At 68.3% G+C, this 21,388-nt stretch carries 19 protein-coding genes; 6 read left to right on the top strand and 13 right to left on the bottom strand.

Annotated elements, in window-relative coordinates:
- Nucleotides 1-148: 148 nt before the first annotated feature.
- On the top strand, nucleotides 149-1,132 hold the full coding sequence (locus tag PRL19_RS11655; RefSeq protein WP_127898289.1) for a zinc-binding metallopeptidase family protein: 984 nt from the start codon (nucleotides 149-151) through the stop codon (nucleotides 1,130-1,132).
- On the opposite strand, the gene PRL19_RS11650 is transcribed toward PRL19_RS11655, so the two are convergent.
- Nucleotides 1,129-2,934 carry an ABC-F family ATP-binding cassette domain-containing protein gene (locus tag PRL19_RS11650; RefSeq protein ID WP_273743074.1) on the bottom strand — a complete coding sequence of 602 codons (1,806 nt, stop codon included), beginning with the start codon at nucleotides 2,932-2,934 and terminating at the stop codon, nucleotides 1,129-1,131. The two genes, PRL19_RS11655 and PRL19_RS11650, sit on opposite strands and share 4 nt — an antisense overlap.
- Before the next feature lie 106 nt (nucleotides 2,935-3,040).
- Here PRL19_RS11650 and PRL19_RS11645 point away from each other — a divergent pair, with 106 nt between their 5' ends.
- Both PRL19_RS11645 and PRL19_RS11640 read left to right on the top strand, forming a co-directional pair.
- Nucleotides 3,041-4,039, top strand: coding sequence for a Fe(3+) ABC transporter substrate-binding protein (locus tag PRL19_RS11645; RefSeq protein WP_273743073.1), 999 nt, complete (start codon nucleotides 3,041-3,043; stop codon nucleotides 4,037-4,039).
- 134 nt (nucleotides 4,040-4,173) lie between these two features.
- Entirely contained in the window at nucleotides 4,174-5,112 is a 939-nt protein-coding gene (locus PRL19_RS11640) for a nucleoside hydrolase (protein ID WP_273743072.1), read from the top strand.
- Here PRL19_RS11640 and PRL19_RS11635 read toward each other — a convergent pair.
- The 9 genes from PRL19_RS11635 to pyrH all read right to left on the bottom strand — a co-directional run bounded on the left by PRL19_RS11635 (nucleotide 5,109) and on the right by pyrH (nucleotide 14,430).
- A complete protein-coding gene (locus tag PRL19_RS11635) occupies nucleotides 5,109-5,777 on the bottom strand; it encodes an OmpH/Skp family outer membrane protein (protein WP_273743071.1) in 669 nt (222 codons plus the stop codon). The genes PRL19_RS11640 and PRL19_RS11635 overlap by 4 nt on opposite strands.
- Nucleotides 5,777-8,077, bottom strand: a complete 2,301-nt coding sequence (bamA, locus tag PRL19_RS11630; protein WP_273743070.1) for an outer membrane protein assembly factor BamA — start codon at nucleotides 8,075-8,077, stop codon at nucleotides 5,777-5,779. The genes PRL19_RS11635 and bamA overlap by 1 nt, the downstream gene beginning before the upstream one ends.
- A gap of 102 nt (nucleotides 8,078-8,179) precedes the next feature.
- Nucleotides 8,180-9,502: an RIP metalloprotease RseP gene (gene rseP, locus PRL19_RS11625; RefSeq protein WP_273743069.1), complete on the bottom strand. Its 1,323-nt coding sequence runs from the start codon at nucleotides 9,500-9,502 to the stop codon at nucleotides 8,180-8,182.
- A complete protein-coding gene (gene dxr / locus PRL19_RS11620; RefSeq protein WP_273743068.1) occupies nucleotides 9,499-10,650 on the bottom strand; it encodes a 1-deoxy-D-xylulose-5-phosphate reductoisomerase in 1,152 nt (383 codons plus the stop codon). Before dxr ends, rseP begins: the two co-directional genes overlap by 4 nt.
- 3 nt (nucleotides 10,651-10,653) lie before the next feature.
- A complete protein-coding gene (locus tag PRL19_RS11615; protein WP_045999414.1) occupies nucleotides 10,654-11,520 on the bottom strand; it encodes a phosphatidate cytidylyltransferase in 867 nt (288 codons plus the stop codon).
- Nucleotides 11,517-12,248, bottom strand: a complete 732-nt coding sequence (uppS, locus tag PRL19_RS11610) for a polyprenyl diphosphate synthase (RefSeq protein WP_045999415.1) — start codon at nucleotides 12,246-12,248, stop codon at nucleotides 11,517-11,519. Before uppS ends, PRL19_RS11615 begins: the two co-directional genes overlap by 4 nt.
- A gap of 7 nt (nucleotides 12,249-12,255) precedes the next feature.
- Nucleotides 12,256-12,819, bottom strand: coding sequence for a ribosome recycling factor (gene frr / locus PRL19_RS11605; RefSeq protein WP_045999416.1), 564 nt, complete (start codon nucleotides 12,817-12,819; stop codon nucleotides 12,256-12,258).
- Between the two features lie 86 nt (nucleotides 12,820-12,905).
- Nucleotides 12,906-13,703, bottom strand: coding sequence for an ion transporter (locus PRL19_RS11600; protein WP_045999417.1), 798 nt, complete (start codon nucleotides 13,701-13,703; stop codon nucleotides 12,906-12,908).
- 1 nt (nucleotide 13,704) lies between these two features.
- On the bottom strand, nucleotides 13,705-14,430 hold the full coding sequence (gene pyrH / locus PRL19_RS11595) for a UMP kinase (protein WP_045999418.1): 726 nt from the start codon (nucleotides 14,428-14,430) through the stop codon (nucleotides 13,705-13,707).
- 81 nt (nucleotides 14,431-14,511) lie between these two features.
- Here pyrH and miaA point away from each other — a divergent pair, with 81 nt between their 5' ends.
- On the top strand, nucleotides 14,512-15,405 hold the full coding sequence (gene miaA, locus PRL19_RS11590; protein ID WP_273743067.1) for a tRNA (adenosine(37)-N6)-dimethylallyltransferase MiaA: 894 nt from the start codon (nucleotides 14,512-14,514) through the stop codon (nucleotides 15,403-15,405).
- 86 nt (nucleotides 15,406-15,491) lie between these two features.
- A complete protein-coding gene (locus tag PRL19_RS11585; protein ID WP_273743066.1) occupies nucleotides 15,492-16,538 on the top strand; it encodes a helix-turn-helix transcriptional regulator in 1,047 nt (348 codons plus the stop codon).
- A gap of 65 nt (nucleotides 16,539-16,603) precedes the next feature.
- Here the strand turns inward: PRL19_RS11585 and PRL19_RS11580 are convergent, their stop codons facing one another.
- The gene (locus PRL19_RS11580) at nucleotides 16,604-17,347 is read right to left on the bottom strand and encodes an RlmE family RNA methyltransferase (protein WP_273743065.1); all 744 of its coding nucleotides are present in this window, start codon (nucleotides 17,345-17,347) and stop codon (nucleotides 16,604-16,606) included.
- A gap of 1 nt (nucleotide 17,348) precedes the next feature.
- Nucleotides 17,349-18,470 (bottom strand): Ppx/GppA phosphatase family protein, encoded by a 1,122-nt coding sequence (locus tag PRL19_RS11575; protein WP_042245371.1) that lies wholly within the window; start codon nucleotides 18,468-18,470, stop codon nucleotides 17,349-17,351.
- A gap of 118 nt (nucleotides 18,471-18,588) precedes the next feature.
- On the opposite strand from PRL19_RS11575, the gene PRL19_RS11570 reads away from it, so the two are divergent.
- On the top strand, nucleotides 18,589-20,040 hold the full coding sequence (locus PRL19_RS11570; protein WP_127898279.1) for a TrkH family potassium uptake protein: 1,452 nt from the start codon (nucleotides 18,589-18,591) through the stop codon (nucleotides 20,038-20,040).
- Here PRL19_RS11570 and PRL19_RS11565 read toward each other — a convergent pair.
- Nucleotides 20,037-21,320 carry a peptidoglycan-binding domain-containing protein gene (locus PRL19_RS11565; protein WP_273743064.1) on the bottom strand — a complete coding sequence of 428 codons (1,284 nt, stop codon included), beginning with the start codon at nucleotides 21,318-21,320 and terminating at the stop codon, nucleotides 20,037-20,039. The two genes, PRL19_RS11570 and PRL19_RS11565, sit on opposite strands and share 4 nt — an antisense overlap.
- Between the last annotated feature and the right edge of the window lie 68 nt (nucleotides 21,321-21,388).

The raw sequence follows: 21,388 nt of genomic DNA, 5'->3' as shown, positions 1-21,388 counted from the left end.
AAACAATCGACCGGCCAAGGGCGGATGCCCTGCCGGTGCGCTGCATTTGCCCGATCCGGGCCTGCCTGTCAAGGCCGGTGCGATGGTGCGGAACCCTGCGGCACCGCGGGGCTTGTACCCTGCCACTGACAGGACCGGACCCCAGCTGATGCAACGCTTCTCCTGCCCGCATTGCGGCACGCGCGCCTATTTCCACAACCTGATCTGTCTGTGCGGAGAGCCGCTGGTCTATGCGCCGGTCGTGCGGCGGATGGTGGCGGACGCCCCCCATTGCGCCAACCGCCCGCGCATCGCCTGCAACTGGGCTGCCGAGGTTCCGGGCGGCTTCTGCGCATCCTGCGCCATGTCGCATGTCGTGCCGGTGATGAACATCGGCGACAACCAGCGCCTGCTGGCCAGCGCCGAACGCGCCAAGCGGTGGGTTCTGGCCAACCTTGCGGAATGGGACTGGTTCACGCCGGCAGATCCCGGGCGGCGTCCGCGGTTCCTGATGCTGTCGGAACATACCGGCGGGCGCGATCAGCAGATCATCATGGGCCATGCCAACGGAGAGATCACCATCAACGTGACCGAGGCGGACGAGCTGATCCGCCTGAAACGCCAGCTGAAGCTGGGTGAGCAGTACCGCTCGATGGTCGGCCATTTCCGCCACGAGATCGCGCATTTCCTGTTCGACCGCCTGAAGGTGTTGCCCGATTTCCTGCCCGCCTTCCGCGCCGTCTTCGGCGACGAGCGGGCCGATTACGCCCAGGCCCTTAAGAACCACTATGCCGATCCGCGCGACCCGGCAGGCGATTTCATCACCAGCTATGCCACCTCGCACCCGCACGAGGACTGGGCCGAGACGGTCGCCCACCTGCTGCACCTGACGGACGTGGCCGACAGCTTCTGCAGCACGCATCTGGACATGCCGGGGGTGCCGCCGGACTATCACCCCTATTCCGAGACCGATCCGTATCGCCTGCTGAACATCGCGGCCGAGATCACCATCGCGGTCAACGACATCAACCGCGCGCTGGACAACAGCGACCTCTACCCGTTCGTGCTGACCGTGCCGGTCCGGCACAAGATCGCCTTCGCCCATGGCTGGCTGCAGAACCACCTTGCCCGCGGCGAGGGGAAGGCCGCCTAGACGGCGGCCTTTTCCTCCAGCGACATCCATTCCTCCTCGGCATCGGCCAGGGCGGCCTGACGTTCGGACAGGGCCAGGCTGGCCTTTTCGAACTTGGCCGGCGCGGTCTGGAACAGCGTCGGGTCGGACATGAATTCCGACAGCTTGGCGATTTCCGCCTCCAGCTTGGCGATGACGCCGGGCAGCGCCTCCAGGCGGTGGCGCTCAGTAAAGCTGAGGCCGTCGCGGGTGGCCTTGGGCTTGTCCGTCACGGGCGCGGTCTTGGCGACCGCGACGGGTTCCTCGACCACGGTCTCGCCGCGCTGCGCTTGGTAATCGCTCCACCCGCCAGCATAGACGGTGGCACGGCCGTCACCCTCCATCGCCACGGTGGTGTCGGCCACCCGGTCGATGAAATCGCGGTCGTGGCTGACCAGCAGCACGGTGCCGTCATATTCGCCCAGCAGGTCCTGCAGCAGGTCCAACGTCTCGACGTCCAGATCGTTGGTAGGTTCGTCCATGACCAGCAGGTTCGACGGCCGCGCCATCAGCCGCGCCAACAGCAGACGCGCCTTCTCGCCGCCAGACAGGCTGCGGACGGGCGCGCGGGCCTGGGCGTCGTCGAACAGGAAATCCTTCAGATAGGCCACGACATGCTTGGGCTGGCCCCGCACCATCACCTGGTCGGCGCGGCCCGACACGCGCATCTCGGGGTCGCCGGTCAGCGATTCCCACAGCGTCTGGTCGGGGTTCAACGCGGCGCGGGCTTGGTCGAAGACCGCGATCTCCAGGTTGGTGCCCATCGTGACCGTGCCCTGGTCGGGGGCGATCTCTCCGGTCAGCATCTTGATCAGCGTGGTCTTGCCCGCGCCGTTCGGCCCGACAAAGGCGATGCGATCGCCGCGCTGGATGCGCAGATCGAAGGGCCGCAGGATGGTCTTGTCGCCGAAGGCCTTGGCGATGCCGGTGGCCTCGACCACCTTCTTGCCGCTGGTGGTGCCGCTGTCGAACGCCATCGCGGCGGTGCCCTGACGGCGGATCTGGCTGCTGCGCTCGGCCCGCAGGGCGGCAAGGGCGCGGACGCGGCCCTGGTTGCGCTTCCTGCGCGCACTGATGCCCTCGACGGCCCACCGGGCCTCGGCCTTGATCTTGCGGTCCAGCTTGTGGCGGGCGTCATCCTCGGCGGCCCAGGTCGCCTCGCGCCAATCCTCGAAGCCTTCAAAGCCCCGTTCCTGCCGACGGACCTGGCCACGGTCGATCCACAGCGTCGCCTTGGTCAGGCGGCGCAGAAAGGCGCGGTCGTGGCTGATCAGCACGAAACCCGCACGGGTCTGGGACAGATGGTCCTCCAGCCAGCCGATGGCCTCGATGTCCAGGTGGTTGGTCGGCTCGTCCAGCAGCATCAGTTCGGGCGCCCGCGCCAGCAGGCGGGCCAGGGCCGCGCGGCGGCGTTCGCCGCCCGATGCGGTGGCCACGGGGCGGTCTGGGTCGAACTTCAGGCCCTCGGCCGCCATGTCGACCAGGTAATCCTCGCCCGGCTCCAGCCCGTCGCGGGCGAAATCGCCGAGCGTCTCGAAGCCGGACAAGTCGGGGTCCTGCTCCATGTAGCCGGTCGAGACACCGGCGGCCAGGACGACGTCGCCCCGGTCGGGTTCGACGAAACCGGCCATCACCTTCATCAGGGTGGACTTGCCCGACCCGTTCCGACCGACCAGCGCGACGCGGTCGCCCGGCTGAACGTTCAGGGACAGGCCCTCGAAAATGGGATCGCCGCCATAGGTCAGCGAGATGTCGGAGAGTTGCAAAAGGGGTGCGCGTGCCATGACCGCGCCCTAGCCCGGCGCCGCGTCGGGGTCAATCCACCGCATTGCTTGACAGGTTCGGTCGGAATTGCCACAAGACGCGGGAATTCTGACCAAAGGAGTCAACATGCGTCCCCTGATCATCGCCACGCTGCTGGGTGCCACCGCCATGCCGGCCCTGGCGCAGGAAGTGAACGTCTATTCGCACCGCCAGCCCGAGCTGATCCAGCCGCTGATCGACGCCTTCACCGCCGAGACGGGCATTCCGGTCAACGTGGCCTTCGTCGACAAGGGCATGGTCGAGCGCCTGCAGGCCGAGGGCGACCGTTCGCCCGCCGATCTGGTGCTGACCGTCGACGTGGCCCGCCTGGGCGAGGTCAAGGACGCGGGCGTCCTGCAGCCGGTCGAGGACCCGGCGCTGGAGGCGATCCCCGCCGGCCTGCGCGACGACGAGAACCAGTGGTTCGCCCTGACCACCCGCGCCCGCATCGTCTATGCCAGCAAGGAGCGCGTGGCCGACGGAGAGGTCACCACCTACGAGGACCTCGCCGATCCGAAATGGGAAGGCCGCATCTGCACCCGCAGCTTCACCAACGACTATAACGTCGCGCTGACCGCGGCCTACCTGGCCCATCACGGCGAGGAAGAGACCGTCGCCTGGCTGGAGGGCGTCAAGTCGAACCTGGCCAAGCGTCCCGAGGGCGGCGACCGCGACCAGGTCAAGGCGATCTGGGCCGGCGAATGCGACATCAGCCTGGGCAACACCTACTACATGGGCGCGATGCTGAAGGATGCCGAGCAGAAGGAATGGGCCGAATCGGTCCGTATCGTCTTCCCGACCTTCGAGGATGGCGGCACGCATGTGAACGTGTCCGGCGTGGCGATGACCAAGTCCGCGCCGAACCGCGACGCGGCCCTGCAGCTGATGCAGTTCCTGGCCGGCGAAGAGGCACAGCGCATCTATGCCGAAACCAACAACGAGTTCCCCGTGACCGAGGGTGTCGAGCGGTCCGAGCTGGTGGCCAGCTGGGGCGACTTCACCGCCGACGATCTGACGCTGACCGAGATCTCGGACCTGCGCCCGCAGGCGCTGGACCTGATCGAACGCGTCAACTTCGACGGGTGACGGCTCCTTGCGTCGGGGCCCCAACCCCCCGACGCAAGGAAACTTACAGATGTCCGCAAAAGGCGCAGGCGCGGGCTTGCGCCTTTTTCGTTGCTGACGCAATCATCGCCGCTTGTGAGCCTTGGAGACGCGGTTTGGCACAGAAGATCATCATCGACACGGACCCCGGTCAGGACGACGCGGTGGCCATCCTGCTGGCGCTGGCCTCTCCGGAACTGCAGGTTTTGGGCATCGTCGCGGTGGCCGGCAACGTGCCGCTGGCCCTGACGGAGGTGAACGCCCGCAAGGTGGTCGAACTGTCGGGCCGGACCGACGTGCCGGTCTATGCGGGCCGCGACCGGCCCCTGTCGCGCGATCTGGTGACGGCCGAACACGTGCATGGCAAGACCGGTCTGGACGGGATCGAGCTGCCCGCGCCCACCCTGCCCCTGCAAGCGCAGGACGGCGTCGATTTCATCGTCGAGACCCTGCGCACCCATGATGCGGGCACCGTGACGCTGGTGCCCATCGGCCCGCTGACCAACATCGCCGAGGCATTCCGCCGCGCCCCCGACATCATCGGACGCGTGCAGCAGATCGTGCTGATGGGCGGCGCCTATTTCGAGGTGGGCAACATCACCCCCGCGGCCGAATTCAACATCTATGTCGATCCAGAGGCCGCGGCCGAGGTGTTCGCCGCGGGCGTGCCGCTGGTCGTCATGCCGCTGGACGTGACGCACAAGGCGCTGACCGACCGGGCCTGGGTCGAGGCGATGCGCGCCCTGCCTGGCCGCTGCGGCCCGGCCGTCGCGGGCTGGACCGACTTCTTCGAACGCTTCGATACCGCGAAATACGGCAGCCTCGGCGCGCCGCTGCATGATCCCTGCACCATTGCCTGGCTGCTGGACCCCGACCTGTTCCAGGGCCGCCACATCAACGTCGAGATCGAGGTTGAGGGCCGCTGGACCACCGGCATGACCGTCGCCGACTGGTGGCGCGTCAGCGGGCGGACGCCCAACGCGCTGTTCCTCAAGGACGTGGACCGCGACGCGCTGTTCGACATGATCCACGACCGCATCGCGCGGCTGCCCTAGGGCGCATCCTCGGACGGGGGTTGATCGGGCAGCGGCACGACCCCCTCTCCGTCGCCGATGCGATCGTCCAGCGCCGCGACCAGCTGTTCGGTGACGTCGATCGCGTCCAGCGACACGAAGATCGTGCGCCGGTCCAGAACCGCCACGGCGCCCCGGTCCTGCATCACCTGACCCATCACCGGCAGCGCGGCCCGAAAGAAGGCCGCCCGGTCGGCCTCGGCCCAGGCATTCAGGTCCTGGACCGCCTGCGCGCGCTCCCGGCGGATGCGCGTCGCGCGGATGTCGAAGCTTTCGGCCAGCTCGCGGAATTCGGCCGCGGGCAGCGTGCTGCGCTGTTCGGTCAGGCGTGCCTCCTCCGACGACAGCAGCTGCGTCAGGCGGTCGTTCTCGGCGGTGACCTCCTCGCCCTTGGCCTCAAGCCGGGCCTGCGCGCGCAGACCCCAGGCCGAGGACAGGTACAGAACCTCCTGGTCCAGCGTCAGGATCGGCGCGCTTTCGGCCGCCTCCTCGGGGCTGGGAATGGTGCTGTTGGGCAGGACGGGCGGTGTGGCGATCGGCGGGATCTCGGGCGCCGGGATGTCGGGCACCGTCGCATCCTGCGCAGCGGCGGGCAGCGACATCAACGCCGCCGCCACCAGCCCCAGTCCCATCCGAAGGACCGGCATCAGAAGTTCGTCTGGATCGTCAGGTCGAAATTCTGTTCCAGGTCATAGTCTTCCTTCTTCAGCGCCTGCGAGAAGTTGAAGCGCAGCGGACCGATGGGCGTGGTCCAGAAGATCGACGCACCGACCGCGGCGCGCGTGTACATGTCGTCATCGACCGGGACGCCGCCGGTGCCGATGGTCCGGTCCAGACCCCACAGCGAGCCGACATCGACGAAAAGACCGCCCTGAATGCCGTACTCCTCGGGCAGGCCGATGGGAAACTGCGCCTCGCCGCGCGCCGCCCAGTAGAAGTTGCCGCCCAGGCCGTCCTCGTTCACCGCAGCCAGGTCGCGCGGCCCGATGCCGTTCGGCTCGAACCCGCGGACGCGGTTGCCGGTGCGGAAGCGGTCCAGGATCCAGGTCGAATAATCGCCGTAGGTATAGATCGCCCCGGCCTCGACCTCGCCGCGCAGGGTCACGCTCTCGCGCCAGGCGGTGCTTTCGACGCCGGCCAGCGCGGTCGTGGTGATCGTCTTGGTGTCACCCCCCGCACCCGCGAAATCCTGCGAGAAGCGGAACCGGTACGCGGTCAGCGGGTCCAGCCCGGTGCGGCGCGAATCCCAGTTGTAGGTATAGCCAAGCGACGAAGTCAGGCGCGTGCCCTCCTCGGCGATCAGCAGGGCCGAGCTGTCCTCGGTCACGTTGGACAGCTTGTCCTCCGAAATGCGGTAGCGCAGCTCGATCCGTGCATTGGCCGAGATCGGGAACTCCAGCGACGGCTGGATGCGGATCTGACGGGTGTCGAAATCCGAATTCAGGCCCTCTGTCTCGGTATAGTTGGCCGAGAAGCCAAAGCGCAGGTCGCGGCCCAGGAAGAACGGCTCGATGAAGGTGACCCCGGCGGCGCGGTCGTCGGTCGCGGTCTGCAGCTGCAGGCCCAGGGTCTGGCCGCGGCCCAGGAAGTTCTGCTCGGTCAGGCCGATGTTGAAGCCCACGCCCGAATTGACGCCATAGCTGGCGCCCAGGGACAGCGACCCGGTCGGCTGTTCCTCGACATTGACGCCGACGATGACCTGGTCGGGGCTGCTGCCCTCGCGGGTCTGGACCTGCGCATCCGCGAAATAGCCAAGCGCCCGCACGCGTTCGGCCGAATTGCGGATCTCGCGCGGGTTGAAGGGGTCGCCCTCGACGGTGGTGAACTGGCGGCGGATCACCTGGTCCAGCGTCGTGGTGTTGCCCTCGATGTCGATGCGCTCGACGAAGACGCGCTGGCCGCGGGTCAGCGCAAAGGTCAGGTCCAGCGTCTGGTTTTCCGGGTTGCGGGTGACGCGAGGCTCGATGTTGACGAAGTTCAGGCCCTGCTGGATGGCGATCGTCTCCATCCGGCGGATCGACGTGTCGATGACCGACGGGTTGTAGAACGACCCGCGCCGGACACGGCTCTGCTCGGCGAACAGCGACGCATCGACGCCCGGGATCTCCGAGATGGTCTCGACCCGGCCAAAGCGATAGCGCGGCCCTTCGGAAATGTTGAAGGTGATGAAGAACGCGTCACGTTCACGCGCGATTTCGGGCGCCACGCCCTGCACGCGAAAATCGGCGTAACCCTGCGAACGATAGAAATCGGTCAGCAGCTGTTCGTCCAGCGGGATGCGCTCGGGCGCAAAGGTGTCGCGGCGGATGAAGGTCCGCAGCAGGCCCGCCTGCTTGGTCTCCAGCACGTTGCGCAGGCGGCGGTCCGAATAGGCGCGGTTGCCGACAAAGCTGACGCGCTCGATCTCGGTGACGTTGCCTTCGCGGATCTCGAAGACCAGATCGACGCGGTTGCCGCTGCGGCGGATGATGCGCGGATCGACGCGGGCGGCCAGGCGCCCTTCGGCGGCATAGGTCTGGGCGATGGCCTGGGCATCCTGGATGGCCTGGCTGGGCTGATAGACCCGGCGCGACTGGCTGCGGACGATCTCGGCCAGACGCTCGTCGTTCAGGCGGCGGTTGCCCTCGAAGGTGATCTGGTTGACGATCGGATACTCGCTGACGCGCACGACCAGGGTGGACCCCTGCGGGATCAGTTCGACCGTCTCGAACAGGCCGGAATTCTGCAGGCGCTGCAGACCGTCGTTGATCTGGCCGGGGCTCAGGTCCTGGCCCTGCGGCAAGGCCAGCGTGGACAGCACGGCGCCCGTCTCGATCTGCTGGTTGCCCTGAACCTGGATGCTGCCGAAGACCACGGCGGCGGCCTGCTGCGGGATCATTCCGATTGGCGCCGCGATCGCCAGGGACGTCACCAGCGCCAATGCGCCCTTGCCCAGTTTCCGTTCCATGATGGCCCCTCTTGTATCCGCCTGCACGCGCCCGGTTCGGGCTGTCGTTTTGCCTATGGTCTGTAGCCCCATCGGGGCGGGGCTGTCAAAACCGCAAGCGCATCAAGGGCAGAAAAGATCGTTCGTGAGCCCGAAAATCATCAGTGACAGGACCGCCGCCATGCCGATCGCGGTCAGCAGGTTCAGCGCCTTGTCCGAGGGCGGGCGTCCGCGGACGGCCTCGTAGGTGTAGAACATCAGGTGGCCGCCATCCAGCACGGGGATCGGCAGCAGGTTCAGGAACCCGATCGCCGCCGACAGGACCGCGATCCACCACAGGAAGTTCGCGCCGCCCGCGCTGGCTGCCTGACCGGTGCTTTCCGCGATGCTGATCGCGCCGCCCAGGTTGCAGGTGCCGATCTGCCCCGAGATCATCGCCCACATCCCCGTCAGCGACGACGTGATGATCCCCCAGGTCTGCCCGACGCCCAGGCCAAGCGCCTCCAGCGGCCCGGCACTGCGGGTCAGGGGTGAGAAGAAGCTTTCGCCGCCCGTCACCCCGATCAGCCAGCGCTGCTCGAACCCGCCGCCATCGGCGGGCAGGTCCGACAGCTTGGGCGACAGGGTCACGTCCAGTTCTCCGGTGCCGGGACGCCACAGGCGCAGGTCCAGGGGCCGGCCCTCGGCAGCCTCGACCGCCTCGCGCATCTGGGTAAAGCGGGTGACCGGCTGGCCGTCGATGGCCAGCACCACGTCGCCCGCGCGCATGCCGGCATCGGCCGCGGCACTGCGCGGCGCCACGCCGCCGATGCGCGCCGGCATCGGGTCGGGGCCGGTCAGGGTCAGCCTCCGGCCGTCGCGTTCGACCTGCCAGTCCTGCTGCCCGGCCACCGGCAGCGTTTCGGTCAGCGCGCCGATGTCGCGCCAGGTGGCGACCGGCTGGCCGCCAAGGGCCAGGATGCGGTCGCCGGGCTGCAGGTCGTTGACGATGGCGGGCGGCGCCTCGCTGACGGCGCCCACGCGCACCTCGTCCACGGGCAGGCCCTGGACGATCGCGAAGCCCGCGAAGACCAGGATCGACAGCACGAAATTGAATACCGGCCCCGCCAGCAGCGTCGCGAACCGCGCCCAAAGCGGCGCGCCCTGCAACGTCTGGCGGCGCAGGGCGGGGTCGACAGCGCGCCCCGGCCCGGCACTGGCCGCGTTGTCGTCGCCCAGGAACCGCACATAGCCGCCAAGCGGCAGCGCCGCGACCTGCCACAGCGTCCCACGACGGTCACGGCGAGAGAACAGGCGCGGGCCAAAGCCCACGCTGAACACCTCGGCCCGGATGCCCGACCAGCGGCCGACGATGTAATGGCCGTATTCGTGGACGGTCACGATGACCGCCAGGGCGGTGACGAAGGCCAGCAGCGTGCCGGCGGTCTGGGCAAAGGCGTCGATCATTGGGCGGCCTTTCGTCGGGCCAGGCCGTCCCAATGCAGGACGGCGGGCAGGTCTTCGGGGTCGCGGGCAAAGCCGGGCTGGGCGGACAGCGCCTCCAGCGTGGCCTCGACCCGGGGGGCCATATCGGTAAAGCGGATGCGCCCGCCGATGAAATCGTCCAGCGCCTGTTCCTTGGCGGCGTTGAAGACCGCGCCTGCAGCCCCGCCCGCGGCCATCACCTCGCGCGCCAGGCGCAGGGCGGGCCAGCGCGTCTCGTCGGGGGCGCGGAAGGTCAGGCTGCCAAGCGCGGCCAGATCCAGCGCGGCCACGGGCAGCGGCCGCCGTTCGGGCCAGTGCAGCGCATAGCCAATCGCGTGGCGCATGTCGGGGGCGCCCAGATGGGCGATGGTGCCGCCGTCATGATGGGTGACCATCGCGTGAATGATCGATTCCGGGTGGACCAGAACCTTGATGCGATCGGCGGTCAGGCCGAAGAACTCCTTGGCCTCGATCACCTCCATCGCCTTGTTGAACATCGAGGCGCTGTCGATGGTGATCCGTTGACCCATCGCCCAGTTCGGATGGGTCGATGCCTCGGCCACGGTCGCGGCCGCCAGCCGCTCCAACGGCCAATCGCGGAACGCGCCGCCCGATGCGGTGATGGTCACATCCTTGACGGATTCCAGCTTATCGGCCCCAAGCGCCTGAAACAAAGCGGAATGCTCACTGTCGACAGGCAGTATCGTGGCGCCCGACCGCGCGCCGGTGTCCCGCAGCAGCGCGCCCGCGCAGACCAGCGACTCCTTGTTGGCCAAGGCCAGCACACCGCCCTGCGACAGCGCCGCCAGACCCGGCGCCAGGCCCGCGGCGCCGACGATGGCCGACAGGATCCAGTCGGCGGGCCAATGCGCGGCCTCGATCAGCGCGGCCTCGCCGGCGGCGGCCTGGACGTCGGTGCCAGCAAGAGCGGTCCGCAGGTCGTCCAGCAGTTCGGGATGCGCGGTGACAGCGATCTGGGCGCGCAGATCGCGCGCCATCTGCGCCAGCCGTGCGATGTTGCGCCCGCCGGTCAGGGCCACGACCTGATAGGATTGCGGATCGCGGCGGATCAGATCGACGCCGTTCGCGCCGACCGACCCGGTCGCGCCGAAGATGGAAATGCGTCGCATCGGTCAGTTCACCACGGGCAGTTTCGTCAGAAACCCGATCAGCATGGTCGCCAGGACCGCCCCGGTCACTGCGTCAAAACGATCCATGAAGCCGCCATGCCCCGGTATCAGGTTCGAGCTGTCCTTGACCCCCGCGCGCCGTTTCAGCCAGCTTTCGGCCAGATCGCCCATCTGCCCGGCAAGGCAGACGATGGGCGACACCCAGATCAGCGTTGCGTCACCCTGCCCCGCCATCCACAGGATCGCGCCGAACAGGCAGGTGCCGATCCAGCCTGCGATGGTGCCCGACCAGGTCTTCTTGGGGCTGAGCGCGGGCCAGAACTTGGGGCCACCCAGGATGCGGCCGAAGAAATACCCCGCCGTGTCCGAGATGATGATGACCCCCATCAACCACAGGACAAAGTTCAGGCCGTAATTCTCGCGAAACCCAACAAGGCCAAAGGCCACGATCAGGATCGCGATGCCGAAGAGGGTATAGGTCGCGCGGTCGCGCCGTGCCGCGCCCGGCAGGCCCAGCAGGATCGGGACGGCCAGCGCCACCCACGCCCAGGGCATCCCGGTCAGCGCAAAGGCCTGCGACACGCCCGCGATCGCGGCCAGCGCGATGGGGCGCGACCGTCCGAACAGCGTCACGTGCCGCGCCGGGTTGCGCCAGCCGGTCATGGCCGCCAGCTCCCAGAAGGTGATCGCGGAGATGACCGCCATGCCCAGGCGCAGCCACGGTCCCTGCGCCACCGCCAGCATCACGCCGATGCCCAGAAGGACCAGGGTAGACGCCACGCGACGCGACAGGTCGCCCCATTTGCCGCCCGACTTGCCGGGACCGCCAGCGCCGGGCACGGACCCGGCGGAATGCCGTGCTGAGGTCATGCGCCCCCAAAGCGCCGGTCGCGCAGGCCGAAGCGGTCCAGGATCGTCGCCAGGTGATCGGGGGTGAAGTCGGGCCACAGGGTCGGCGTGAATTCGTATTCCGAATAGGCCGCCTGCCAGGGCAGGAAGTTCGAGGTCCGCGTCTCACCGGAGGTGCGGATCACCAGGTCGGGATCGGGATGCCCGGCGGTGTCCATGCAATCGGCCAGATCGGCCTCGGTCGGGTTGATCACGTCGCCGCGGGCGATGCGTTCGGCCAGACGCCCGGTGGCACGGACCAGTTCGTCCCGGCCGCCATAGTTGATGGCGACTGTCAGGTTCAGCCGCGTGTTGCCCGCCGTCCGCGCCTCGATCGAGGCCATCAGGTCCTGCAGCTTGCGGTCCAGGCGGCCGCGTTCGCCGATGAAGCGCATCCGCACGCCCTCGGCCGACATGTCCTCGGCCTCGCGCTGGATATAGCGGCGAAAGATCTTCATCAGGCCCAGGACCTCTTCGGTCGAGCGCTTCCAGTTCTCGGTCGAGAAGGCATAGATGGTCAGCCAGTCCACCCCCAGGTCGGGGCAGGCGCGGACGATCTGCTTGACCCGCTCGGCCCCGCGACGGTGACCGACCAGACGCGGCCAGCCGCGTTCGGTGGCCCACCGGCCATTGCCATCCATGATGACCGCGACATGGCGGGGACGGGTCGTCCCCCCAGTTTCGGCAGCTCTCGACAAGCCCCACGCCATCGTCGGATCAGACCTGCATGATTTCGGCCTGCTTGGCCGTCAGCGCCTCGTCGACCGATGCGATCATGCGGTCGGTCAGGGACTGGATTTCGGTCTCGTACAGCTTCTGGTCGTCCTCGGGCATGCCGTTGGCCTTGCCCTTCTTGACCTGATCCATGCCATCGCGGCGGACGTTGCGGATCGAGACGCGGGCGCTCTCTGCGTATTGCGCGGCGACCTTGGTCAGCTCGCGGCGACGCTCCTCGTTCAGTTCCGGGATCGGCAGCATGATGATCGTGCCGTTGGTCTGCGGATTGATCCCCAGGCCGCTTTCGCGCAGGGCCTTCTCGACCTTGTTGACCATGCCCTTGTCCCAGATGTTGATCGTGACCATGCGCGGTTCGGGCACGTTGACAGTGCCCAGCTGGTTGATCGGGGTCATCTGGCCATAGGCCTCGACCTGCACCGGCTCGATCATCGAGGCCGAGGCCCGGCCGGTCCGCAGGCTGGCGAACTCGCCCCGCAGGCTTTCCATCGCGCCCTTCATGCGGCGCTCCAGGTCGTCAATATCGATCTCGATGTCCTCAGCCATTGTCGGACTGCCTCTGCTTTGAATTTTTTTCGCTTGTAACGGGAATGCCGCAGCTTGGCAAAGCCTTTGCCCGCTTTTCGGCCCCGTCAGGGATCGTTCCGCGGGGGTTCGCCCGCGGACAGCCGCGCCTCGATCTGGGCCAGCCGGGCCAGGACCTCGTCGCGATAGGCCTCGGTTGCGGCAGTGCCTTCCTCCTGGTGGGCCTCCTGCATCGAATTCACGATCAGACCCACCACCAGGTTCATCACCGCAAAGGTGGTAACCAGGATAAAAGGCAGGAAAAACAGCCAGGCGTTCGGGTGAACCTCCATCACCGGGCGCACGATGCCCATCGACCAGCTTTCCAGCGTCATGATCTGGAACAGCGAATAGGCCGAATTGCCCATGTCCCCGAACCAGTCCGGAAAGGTCGGCCCGAACAGCTTGGTCGCCATCACCGAGAAAATGTAGAAAATGATACCCATCAGCAGGAAGACCGACGCCATGCCGGGCAGTGCGGACAGGAATCCCTCGACCACGCGACGCAGGCGGGGCGTGACCGACACGATGCGCAGCAGCCGCAGGATGCGCATGGCGCGCAGGACCGACAGCCCCTCGGTCGCGGGCAGCACGGCGATTCCCACGACGATGAAGTCGAACACGTTCCAGCCGTCGCGGAAGAACCGCAGCCCGCGGGCATAGAGCTTCAGCCCGATCTCGATCACGAAGATCGCCAGGCACACCCGGTCCAGCGCGATCAGCAGCGGGCCGGCCGCCGCCATCACCCGCGGCCAGGTTTCCAGCCCCAGGATCAGCGCGTTGAACAGGATCACGGCCGTGATCACGCCTTGGGCCCGGGGCCCGTGGATGAAGCCGTCGACGCGGCCCCGCAGGCTGGTGGTCATGTCAGTTGTGGACCCGCGTATAGGTGCCGCGGCCTTCCAGGATCGACCGGAACCCGCCCGGCGCGTCCAGCGAGAAGACGATGATCGGCAGCTTGTTGTCGCGGGCCAGCGCGATGGCCGATGCGTCCATCACGCCCAGATGCTTCTGCAGCACCTCGTCATAGCTGACATTGCCGTAACGCTTCGCGTCGGCATGCTTGACCGGGTCCTTGTCATAGACGCCGTCGACCTTGGTGCCCTTGAAGATCGCCTCGCAGTTCATCTCCGACGCGCGCAGGGTGGCTGCGGTGTCGGTGGTGAAATACGGGTTGCCGGTGCCGGCGGCAAAGATCACGATCCGCTTCTTCTCCAGGTGGCGGATGGCGCGGCGACGGATGTAGGGCTCGCAGACCTCGTCCATGCGGATCGCGCTGATGACGCGGCAATGCAGGCCGCGGCTTTCCAGCGACGACTGCATGGCCAGCGCGTTCATGACCGTCGCCAGCATGCCCATATAGTCGGCGGTGGTCCGCTCCATCCCCTGAGCGCTGCCCTGCAGGCCGCGGAAGATGTTGCCGCCGCCGATGACCATGCAGACCTCGACGCCCATCGCCTGGACGGCCTCGACCTCGCTTGCGATGCGGGCGACGGTGGGGGGATGCAGGCCGTATCCCTGATCGCCCATCAGCGCCTCGCCCGAGATTTTCAGCATCACGCGGCCATATTGCTTGGGGACTTCGGTGGTCATCGGGGGCTCCTGTCGCCGGCTGCTTTCATCGCGCCGTTAAATGTCGCAAAAGGGCTGCCGGATCAACTGCCCGGATCGGCCATGCGTGACCCTGACCTGACACAGATCGACGCCGCCCGCCACCTGCTGATCGCCGGACCCACCGCCAGCGGCAAATCTGCGCTGGCACTGGCGGTCGCGCGGGCACAGGGCGGCACGGTGGTCAATGCGGATGCCCTGCAGGTCTGGTCCTGCTGGCAGGTGCTGACCGCCCGCCCGTCCGCCGCCGACCTGGCACAGGCGCCCCACGCCCTTTACGGCCATGTCGCGCCGGGCACCGCCTGGTCGGTCGGCGACTGGCTGCGCCAGGTCGCGGCGCTGCGGGGGCGGCTGATCGTGGTGGGCGGCACGGGGCTGTACCTGACCGCGCTGACCCGCGGGCTGGCGCAGATTCCGCCGACGCCCCCCGCCATCCGCGCCACGGCCGATGCGCGCATCGCAAGCGGTGGTCTGGCCGAGATGGTGGCCGAACTGGACCCCCGCACACGCGCGCAGATCGATCTTGCGAACCCGGTCCGCGTCCAGCGCGCGTGGGAGGTTCTGACCGCCACCGGCCGCGGCATCGCCGATTGGCAGGACGACACGCCCCCGCCCCTGCTGGCCCCCGACGACTGTCAGCGCGTGCTGATCACAAGTGACCGCGACTGGCTGGCGGACCGGATCGCCGCGCGCTTTCACGCGATGCTGGACCAGGGCGCCCTGGAGGAGGTGCGCGCGATGCTGCCCCTGTGGGACCCGGCCGCGCAATGGGCCAAGGCCATCGGCGCGCCCGACCTGGTCGCCCACCTGCAGGGTCATGCGACCCTGGCCGAGGCCACCGAACGCGCCATCATCGCCTCACGGCAATATGCCAAGGCGCAGCGGGTCTGGTTCCGCGGCCGGATGCGCGACTGGCAGATGTGGCAGGCGGGCAACGCCGGGCTGATCACGGTTTAATTCCCGGAAACCCATACGGCGTTCATTGAGTTTTCCCACAGATCGGCGATAATCCGCCGATAGGATCCGTGATGTGGGAGGGTGTCATGTCGGTATGGGATCGCTCTGACTGGACCAAGGGGTTTCCGTTCACACCGACGCGGCTGGCGCCGCTTGGTAGGGGCATCCGCGGGCAAGGCGGCCAGATCGACGTCAACGGCCCCCACCTGCAGACCGAAGGCACCGCCCCCATGCCCGTGCAGCGGTCAAGGGCCGCGGACTGCGTGGCCGTTCCGCAGGCGCTGTCCGTCCGCGTGGCGCCCGCCTCGCACCGGTTCGGGCCGCGGCAGGCCAGCCTTCGCCTGCTGCCTGCAGGCGCTTTCACCTGGGGCGGGCGTGCCGTGCCCGTCCAGCCGCGCACGCGCCCCGACCATGTGCTCATCTGGGTGAACGAAGGGCGCATGCGCATCGACTTTCCGCGCAGCGGCGGCATTCTGGCCGCAGGCGACGTCCGCTTCGTCCCCGCCGGAACCGCCTTCGCCGCCCGCCCGCTGGACGGGGCAGAGGGTCAGGTGCTGCTGTTCGCGCCCGAACTGACCGCGCAGGTCGATCCGCCCCTGCCCCGTTCGGTGGTCGCGGGATGCGCGGGCAGCGGTGCCGCGCTACTGTCGGCCACCTTGGCCGAACTGATGGCCGAGGCCGCCCGCAGCCCCGATCACCGCACCCTAGGCTGCTATCTGAACATGCTGTCGCTGCGCCTGTCGCGTCTGGACCCGCCGCGGGATCACCGGACCGATCCCGGCGTGGTCCACACGGATCGCCCGCTGGTCGACCGCTTCCTGGCCCTGGCCGCGGTCGAGATGGGGTCGTGCCGGACCCTGGCGGATCTGGCGCAGGACTTGGGCACCACGCTGACCCATCTGGACCACGCCTGCATCGAGGCGCGGGGCCATCGCGCCATCGACCTGCTGCATGAATTGCGGGTGGACCGTGCGGGCGAACTGCTGCGCCATACCGACCGACCCGTTCCGCGCCTGGCTCAGGAGCTGGGCTATGCCAGCCACGCCCATTTCACCCGCGCCTTTGCCGCCGCGACCGGCCGCACGCCCGAGGCGTACCGCAGCCAGACGCGAAACGCCCCACACCACGACTAGGCCGGGCGCCCAGCAGGGGGTCCGGGGGACGGTCAGTCCCCCGGCGTCGCGGGACGCAAGGGTGCTCAGTCTTCGGCGGGGGTCTCGCGGCCCCTGAACCCGGTGGCCACCACGAACTTCTCGGACGAATCGCTGCGGCTGGCGGGGGGCTTCACGTTCGCGACCTTGGTGAAGTTCTTCTTCAGCATGGCCTGCATGTCGGTCTCGGCACCGCCCGCCAGGACCTTGGCGACGAAAGTGCCGCCCGGCTCCAGCACGTCGAAGGCCAGTTGCGCCGCTGCCTCGACCAGCGCCACGATCCGGTTGTGGTCGGTGTTCTTGTGCCCCGACGACGCCGCCGCCATGTCGGACATCACCACATCCGCAGGTCCGCCCAGCCAGGCCTTGACCTTGTCGTCGGCCCCGTCCTCCAGAAAGTCCAGCACGTGGATCTCGGCCCCCGCGATCGGATCGACCTCCTGCAGGTCCAGACCCAGCACGCGCCCGACCTTCTTGCCCGATTTCGTACCCAGGGCGTTCACGCGGGCCACCGCCACCTGGCACCACCCGCCGGGCGCGCAGCCCAGGTCAAGCACCCGCGCTCCGGGCACCAGGAAGCGGTACTTGTCGTCCAGCTCCAGGATCTTGTAGGCCGCGCGCCCGCGGTAGCCCTCGCGCTTGGCGCGGGCCACATAAGGGTCGTTCAGCTGCCGCTCCAGCCACAGGGTGGAGGACAGCTTGCGCCCCTTGGCCGATTTCACCCGCACGCGCAGATCGCGCGCACCGCGGCCGCTGGTCTTGCCGTCCCGGCTGGTCGGTGTCTTCGTCATCTCATGCCACTCCGTTCAAACCTTCCGGCGCCAGCACCCCATCGCGCACCATCTGTGCATAAAGCAACCCCTCGCGCAGGCCGCGATCCGCGACCGACAGCTTGTTCGTGGGCCAGACCCGCATCAGTGTCTGCAGGATCGCAGCCCCCGACATGATCAGCGCATGCCGTTCGCGCCCGATGCGCGGGTCCGTGCGCCGCCCCTCGGGGCCCAGCTGCAGATAGGAATGGATCACCCGGTCGATCTGGTCGCTGGTCATCTCCAGCCCGTCCACCTTGGTTCGGTCATAGCGGCGCAGGCCCAGGAAACTGGCCGCGACCGTGGTGACCGTCCCTGATGTGCCGATGATCTGGAACCCCTCGTCGGGCGATCCGTCCGCATAGGGGGTGAAATTCGCCAGCGCCTCCTCGAAGAACCACGACATCAGCGCGAAGCGACCCTGGTCGTCCTCGACATCCGCGAACTGGTCGCGCAGCGTCGCGACCCCCAATGGCACGCTGATCCAGTCGACCACGCGGGCGCCGCCCGGCTGCGGGTTCCCGAAGCCGTCCGACAGGCGCATGATCGCGCGGGGTCGCTCCTTGGGCTCCACATCCTCCAGGTCGATCCAGACCAGCTCGGTCGATCCGCCGCCGATGTCGACGACCATCAGCGTCTCGGTCTTGTGGCTGACCAGCGGCGCGCAGCTGATGACAGCCAGCCGTGCCTCCTCCTCGGCGCCGATGATCTCGATGGGCAGGCCGGTCTCGCGCCGGATCGTGCGCAGGAAATCGCGGCTGTTGCGCGCGCGCCGGCATGCCTCGGTCGCCACGAGGCGCATGTTGCGCACCTTGTGCTGATCAAGCTTGCGCTTGCAGACCTGCAGCGCGTGCACGGTACGCGCCATCGAGCTGCGGGACAGGCGTCCCGAAGCTTCCAGCCCCTGACCAAGCTGAACCGGCTTGGAGAAGCTGTCTACGACCTGGAACTGACTGCCCGTCGGTCGGGCAATCAGCATCCGGCAAGAATTCGTTCCCAAATCCAAGGCAGCATACAGCGCCCCTTCATCAGGTTGTCGGGTGCCCGACGGCTCGACCGTATTTCTCGGGAACGCGTCCGCACCCGCAGGACGCTTGGGCGTCATAACACACGCCCTCCGATGACAAGTTGAACAAAACGTAACCTGCCATCGGCGACCATTCAAGGGGCCGCGACCGCCGCGGCCACTTGACGGGCGCGCGGGGGCGCGGCAACCAGAAGCGATGATCGACATCCGTCCCGTTGCCCATCCGATCGGCAAGATCCTGACCGCGATCGGTGGCATGATGCTGGCGCCGATGATGGTCGACTGGTGGCATGGCGACCCGCACTGGATGGTGTTCCTGCAATCGGCGGTGATCACCATGGCGGCGGGCGTCTTCGTCGCGGTGGCGACGGCGGGGCGCTATGACCACCTGTCGCTGCATCAGGCGTTCCTGCTGACGTCGGGGATCTGGCTGGTCCTGCCCCTGTTCGGTGCCCTGCCCTTCATGCTGGGCGCGCCGAACGCGACCTTCACCGACGCGATGTTCGAATCGATGTCAGGCTTCACGACCACCGGCACCACGGTCCTGCCGCAGCTGGATTCGCTGGCGCGCGGCATCCACCTGTGGCGCGCGATCCTGCACTGGGCCGGGGGCCTGGGGATCGTCGTCGTGGCGATGGTCTTCCTGCCGGTGATGAAGGTCGGCGGCATGCAGTTCTTCAGGTCGGAAGGCTTTGACACGCTTGGCAAGGTCCTGCCCCGCGCCGGCCAGATCGCGACCGAGATGACGCAGCTGTACCTGATCCTGACCGGAGCCTGCATCATCACCTATCTGATCCTGGGCCTGACCGGGTTCGACGCCGTCGTCCAGGCCTTCAGCACGATCTCGACCGGGGGCTTCTCGAATTACGACGCCAGCTTCGGGGCGTTCCTCGGGCCTGCGGAATGGGCGTCGTCGGTCTTCATGGTGCTGGCCTCGATCCCGTTCATCCGCATGGTGCAGCTGATGCGCGGCCAGGCGAAACCGCTGTGGCGTGACATCCAGGTGCGCGCCTATCTGCGCTGGATCGGCTATGCCTGCGTGATCATCCTGCTGTACCGCGTCTTGTGGCTGGGCCAGACCGGCCACCCCGAGGAGATGCTGCGGGAGACCGTGTTCAACGTCATATCGACCTTCTCGGGGACCGGCTTCGCCTCCACCGACGTGACCCAATGGGGCCATCTGCCGCTGATGGTCCTGGTGATCTGCGGGCTGATCGGCGGCTGCACCGGATCGACCGGCTGTTCGGTCAAGGTCTTCCGCTATCTGGTCCTGTTCGAGGCCGTGCGCGCCCAGATCCGCCGGATGCATTCGCCCCACCGCGTCTATCCGCTGCGCTATGACGGCCAGCCGCTGGAACAGGACGTGGTCGATTCGGTCATGGCGTTCTTCACGCTGTTCTTCCTGACCTTCGGCCTGCTGATCGTGGGGCTGTCGCTGACCGGCCTGCACCCGCGCACCGCGCTGACCGCCGCCTGGACCGCCATCGCGAATATCGGCCCGGTATGGGGCCCCGAGGTGACGCGCAACGGCTCGATCGCGGAATTTCCGACCTCGGCCAAGTGGCTGATGACCGTGGGAATGTTCCTGGGCCGGCTGGAGCTGGTGTCGGTCCTGGTCCTGCTGCTGCCTCGGTTCTGGCGCGACTAGGGCAGCGCGGTGGGCGCGGCGCCGGCATTTGCGCCGGGCCCGTGGCGCGTCAGGCTGTCGCTCAGTTCCGCCTGCAGGCGGGTCTGGGTTTCCGCCTCCGACGCCGGCCAGATCAGCACGAAGCCTTCGGCCCGGCCATCGCGGACCCAGCCTTCGGCGGCACCGATATGGGCGTCATTCGCGCCATGCAGGGTCACGTGGCCCGGCTTGACCACACGGTCGGGCCGGGGCACCCAGCCAAGCGCCGTGACCAGACCGGCCAGATCCAGCAGCTCCTGCTGGCCACCCGGCTGGCTGAACAGGATCAGCGCCGCCCCCGATCCGTCCTTCGGACCATAGATCGACAGCGCCCGTTCGGCCCGGTCGAAGGTCAGCGCGCGCAGGGGGGCGGTGACCGTCAGCCCGGTCGCCGCGTCGACCAGCGGTGCCAGCCCCTGCGCCTCGGCCCAGGCCGCACGGCGTTCCGCCAGCAGCCGCAGCGCCGTGCCCGGATCGGTCGAGGCGCGGGTCTGCGTGATCTCGGCCTGGATCGCGGCGCGGGTGCGGGGACCGTCCTTGCCGTCGATCTGGCCGTCGTAATGCCCCGCCCACCGCAACGCGCGCTGGACCTGGTCCAGCGGCGGCAGGGGTTCGGGCGCGCCGGGCGCGGGCAGGTCCGGGGCCTGGCCCGCGTCCAGCGCCTCGCCCAGATCGGCGGCGCGGGCCAGCATGGCGTCGTCCGGGATCATGTCGGCCTTGGCCAGCACCGGCAGCCAGGCGGTGGCCGCCTCGTCGGCCACCGGGCCAAGCGCCACCGCGAACCACCCGTCGGGCAGACGCCACAGCCCGGCCTCGGGGAAATCGGCCCGGATCCGCGCCAGCGCGGCGCGGGCCTCGGGTTCGGCCTGAACCGATTCCAGCCGCAGATAGGCGGCGGGCGGCGGCGGGGCCACCACAGCAGGGGCCGTCGCCGCGGTATCGCCCACCGGCATCAGCGCGGTCCCCGGCGCGGGCGTGCTGACGAACGCGTCCTGGGGCACCTTGCCGGCCTGCTTCAGCCGCTCCAGCAGGGGCCCGGCGCGATCCTCGGGCAGCGGCCCGATGGCGATCCCCGTCCAGCTGCCCGGCAGGGCCAGCGTCACGACCCCGTCGAACCGGTCGGCCCATCCCTGCGCCGCCTGCGCCGCCGCCTGGGGATCGCGCTTGGCCTCCAGACGGATCACCGCGCCCTGGGCCAGCGCCGCACCGGGCAGCGCCCCCGCCAGGACCAGTCCCATCACCAAGCGCAAAGGCGTCGTCATCCTGTCCATCCTGTCGCGGGTGTCCCCCCGCCGTCGGGCCTTCATTGACCCTGTTGCATCGCGCGCCT

The sequence above is a fragment of the Paracoccus marcusii genome (assembly GCF_028621715.1).
Lineage (GTDB): Bacteria > Pseudomonadota > Alphaproteobacteria > Rhodobacterales > Rhodobacteraceae > Paracoccus > Paracoccus marcusii.
This window is presented reverse-complemented; position numbering and strand designations above follow the sequence as displayed.

Coding starts and splice junctions, on each gene's coding strand:
- PRL19_RS11655 (WP_127898289.1), top strand. CDS start 149: ATGCAACGCTTCTCCTGCCCGCATTGCGGCACGCGCGCCTATTTCCAC.
- PRL19_RS11650 (WP_273743074.1), bottom strand. CDS start 2,934: ATGGCACGCGCACCCCTTTTGCAACTCTCCGACATCTCGCTGACCTAT.
- PRL19_RS11645 (WP_273743073.1), top strand. CDS start 3,041: ATGCGTCCCCTGATCATCGCCACGCTGCTGGGTGCCACCGCCATGCCG.
- PRL19_RS11635 (WP_273743071.1), bottom strand. CDS start 5,777: ATGCCGGTCCTTCGGATGGGACTGGGGCTGGTGGCGGCGGCGTTGATG.
- bamA (WP_273743070.1), bottom strand. CDS start 8,077: ATGGAACGGAAACTGGGCAAGGGCGCATTGGCGCTGGTGACGTCCCTG.
- rseP (WP_273743069.1), bottom strand. CDS start 9,502: ATGATCGACGCCTTTGCCCAGACCGCCGGCACGCTGCTGGCCTTCGTC.
- dxr (WP_273743068.1), bottom strand. CDS start 10,650: ATGCGACGCATTTCCATCTTCGGCGCGACCGGGTCGGTCGGCGCGAAC.
- PRL19_RS11615 (WP_045999414.1), bottom strand. CDS start 11,520: ATGACCTCAGCACGGCATTCCGCCGGGTCCGTGCCCGGCGCTGGCGGT.
- uppS (WP_045999415.1), bottom strand. CDS start 12,248: ATGGCGTGGGGCTTGTCGAGAGCTGCCGAAACTGGGGGGACGACCCGT.
- frr (WP_045999416.1), bottom strand. CDS start 12,819: ATGGCTGAGGACATCGAGATCGATATTGACGACCTGGAGCGCCGCATG.
- PRL19_RS11600 (WP_045999417.1), bottom strand. CDS start 13,703: ATGACCACCAGCCTGCGGGGCCGCGTCGACGGCTTCATCCACGGGCCC.
- pyrH (WP_045999418.1), bottom strand. CDS start 14,430: ATGACCACCGAAGTCCCCAAGCAATATGGCCGCGTGATGCTGAAAATC.
- miaA (WP_273743067.1), top strand. CDS start 14,512: ATGCGTGACCCTGACCTGACACAGATCGACGCCGCCCGCCACCTGCTG.
- PRL19_RS11585 (WP_273743066.1), top strand. CDS start 15,492: ATGTCGGTATGGGATCGCTCTGACTGGACCAAGGGGTTTCCGTTCACA.
- PRL19_RS11580 (WP_273743065.1), bottom strand. CDS start 17,347: ATGACGAAGACACCGACCAGCCGGGACGGCAAGACCAGCGGCCGCGGT.
- PRL19_RS11575 (WP_042245371.1), bottom strand. CDS start 18,470: ATGACGCCCAAGCGTCCTGCGGGTGCGGACGCGTTCCCGAGAAATACG.
- PRL19_RS11570 (WP_127898279.1), top strand. CDS start 18,589: ATGATCGACATCCGTCCCGTTGCCCATCCGATCGGCAAGATCCTGACC.
- PRL19_RS11565 (WP_273743064.1), bottom strand. CDS start 21,320: ATGACGACGCCTTTGCGCTTGGTGATGGGACTGGTCCTGGCGGGGGCG.